General features: G+C 41.5%; 1 protein-coding gene. It reads left to right on the top strand.

Annotation, left to right across the window (positions count from 1 at the left end):
* The coding region (locus GW534_RS16010; protein WP_161921941.1) for a DDE-type integrase/transposase/recombinase at window positions 1-575 on the top strand (575 nt) is incomplete at its 5' end.
* Window positions 576-605: the final 30 nt, after the last annotated feature.

Here is a 605-nt window from a genome sequence, read left to right as displayed (position 1 = left end):
AATTCTGCGGAGACGAAACTTACATCAGAGTAAATGGGCGCTGGCATTACTTGTTCTTCTTCTTTGATGCCGTGAAAAAGATTATTCTTTCTTATCCGGTGTCGCCTAATCGAGATACCTTGTCAGCCATTCGTGCCATAGACGAAGTCTTACTAAAGATGAAAGAGGTTCCTGAGAACCTTACCTTTGTAGTAGACGGAAATCCAATCTATCTTCTAGCTCAACATTTCTTCGCTCAGCACGGTATCTCATTTGATGTGAAACAAGTGATTGGTCTTACGAACGAAGACCCAGTATCAACGGAATTTAGGCACTTAAAACAAATTATTGAGAGACTGAATCGAACCTTTAAAGGTAATTATCGCTCGACACATGGCTTCGGTTCTGAAAAAGGCTCCGTATCGTATGTCACGCTCTTTGTAGCTTACTTTAACTTTTTACGTCCTCATGCAAGCTTAGAAGGAAATGTCCCGGTAGTGAATCCAGAATTACTCGGACTTCCCACGATGCCAGCACGCTGGACAAAATTGATTGATTTAGCCCAACAATGGATTCAAGAAAAACGAACCGCCTAAATTTTGCTTTAGCTGAGCCCTTATAGATGT

The sequence above is a fragment of the Pallidibacillus pasinlerensis genome (assembly GCF_009996845.1).
GTDB lineage: Bacteria > Bacillota > Bacilli > Bacillales > Caldibacillaceae > Pallidibacillus > Pallidibacillus pasinlerensis.
Note: the sequence above shows the minus strand (reverse complement) of the source record. Positions and strands in the feature narration are given on the sequence as shown.